We start from the raw sequence: 2,366 nt of genomic DNA, 5'->3' as shown, positions 1-2,366 counted from the left end.
GTCGAGGCCCTAATCGCCGAGCTGCGCCGGCGGGGCATCATCTTGCCCTCGCCCGATACTTTGGAGCGCGTCGGCTTGGCCGGTAGGTCCCAGGCCCGTCGCAAAGCTGCCGAGGACCTGCTGGCCTCGATCACGCCTTCGCAGCTGGAGGCCGTCGACCGCCTGCTGATCAATGATCCGGCCCTGCGCAAGTCACCGCTGGCCTGGCTTAGGGAAATTCCCGAGTCGCCCAGCGCCGCGAGCATGGCGGCCATCACCGAGCGGCTGGCCTATGTCCGCGCCATCGCGATCGATCCGGCGATCACCGAAACGATCCATGAGCGCCGCTTCGAGCAATACGCCCGCGAGGGAGCCGTCGCCCCGGCCTTCTTACTCAGCGGCTACAGCGTCGCGCGGCGGCGGGCGACCGTGGTGGCGCAGCTGATTTTCCTGGAAAGTCGCCTCAGCGACGCAGCCGCCGACATGTTCGACAAGATGGTCGGATCGTTGTTCGCCAAGGGCCGCCGCGGTCGCGAGCGCAAGTACCAGGCCAGCAGCCGCGAGGTCAGCCAGCTCATGCGCTTGTTCAGCGGCGTGATCGGCGCCGTCGATCAGGCCCTGGTCGATGGCGGCGACGTTCTCGACCGGATCGACGCCCAGGTTGGCTGGTGGAAGGTGCTCGCCGCCAAGCCGAAGATCGACGCCTTGGCCGCCCTGGCGATCGAGGAACCGTTGGTCAGCGCCGCCGAACGCTACGGAGCGCTGCGCCGGTTCGTTCCGACCTTCCTGGAGCACATGCGGTTCCGGGCCGGAACCGGCGGCGCGCCCTTGCTCAAGGCGCTGGAGATTCTTCGTAACCTCAACCAGACCGGCCGGCGGGAGCTTCCCGATGACGCGCCGCTGCCGTTCGCGTCAAAGCACTGGAAGGCTCTGGTCAAGCCGAGCGGTGGCCCAATCAATCGGAGACTCTATGAGACCGCCGTGGCCGCCACGTTGCGTGATCGCCTCCGGTCCGGCGATGTGTGGATCGAGGGCTCGCGCGCCTACAGGCGATTCACGGACTATCTGCTGCCCAAGGACGAGGTCGCCGCCGAGGCAGAGGCCCTGCCGGTTAGAGTCGAAATGGGAAGCTATTTGGCCAAACGCGCCGGCCTGCTGGATCAGCGGCTCGCTGCGTTTTCTAGGCGATTGGCCAAGGGCGACCTGGTCGGAGTGACGCTAAAGGGCGAGGAGTTGTCGGTCACGCCGGTCAAGGCCAACGCGCCCGACGAGGCTCGCTCACTGGACCGGGCGATCGACGCACTGCTGCCGCGGGTGCGGATCACCGAATTGCTGCGGGAGATCGACGCCTTGACCGGCTTCTCGTCGATGTTCCGCGAGTTGCGATCGGGCAAGGTGCACGACAATCCCAGCTGCATCCTGGCCGCCGTTCTGGCCGACGCCACCAATCTGGGCCTCGAGCGCATGGCCAACGCCAGCCAGGGCGTTAGCTATGCCCAGCTTGCCTGGACCCAGAGTTGGTATCTGAGCGAGGAGAACTACAAGGCGGCGCTGGCGAGGATTATTGAGGTCCACCACGCTCAACCGTTTGCCCGCCACTGGGGCGACGGCCAGGCCTCGTCGTCTGACGGACAGTTCTTTCGGTCCGGGCGACGGCGCGGTGGAGCCGGCGCAGTCAATGCTAAGTACGGCCCCGAACCCGGCTTGCGGATCTACACCCACCTGTCGGACATGCACGGCTCATTCCACACCCGCGTCCTATCGGCCACATCTTCGGAAGCGCCCTATGTGCTCGATGGCCTGATCGGCCGCGGCGGCGGGGAGCACTACACCGACACCGGCGGGGCCACCGACCATGTGTTCGCCCTGTGTCATTTGCTCGGGTATCGGTTCGTGCCGCGCCTACGCGATCTGCAGGATCGCCGGCTGGCCATCATCGGCGCCAAGCCACGCCACAAGATCCTTGAGGCTTTGCTCGGTCGCCCGATCCGCGTCGACGTGATCGAGGAGAACTGGGCCGACATCGTCAGGCTGGCCGCGTCGATCAAGGCCGGCTCCGTAGCCCCCTCGGTGATGCTCAAGAAGCTGTCAGCGTTCAAGCGGCAGAACCGTCTCGACATGGCCCTGGCCGAGGTCGGTCGGATCGAACGGACACTGTTCACGCTCGATTGGTTGGAGAGTCCCGAGCTGCGCCGGCGTTGCCAGGCCGGCCTCAACAAGAGCGAGGCCCGTCATGCGCTGGCTCAGGCCGTGTTCGTTCACAAGCAGGGCCGGATCGCCGATCGCACCCTGCAAAACCAGGAGCACCGCGCGTCAGGCCTCAATTTGGTGATCGCCGCCATCGCACTCTGGAACACATTATATATGCAGCGCGCGGTCGAGCATTT

General features: G+C 65.9%; 1 protein-coding gene. It reads left to right on the top strand.

Annotation, left to right across the window (positions count from 1 at the left end; genetic code table 11):
* Positions 1-42 precede the first annotated feature (42 nt).
* Positions 43-2,366: Tn3 family transposase (locus Q7T84_RS15975; RefSeq protein WP_370653675.1), on the top strand; the 2,324-nt coding region annotated here is incomplete at its 3' end.

This window comes from Phenylobacterium sp., assembly GCF_030654915.1.
In the GTDB taxonomy this organism is placed as follows: Bacteria; Pseudomonadota; Alphaproteobacteria; order Caulobacterales; family Caulobacteraceae; genus Phenylobacterium.
The sequence above is the reverse complement of the archived record's forward strand: the minus strand, read 5'-3'. Positions and strand labels throughout refer to the sequence as shown.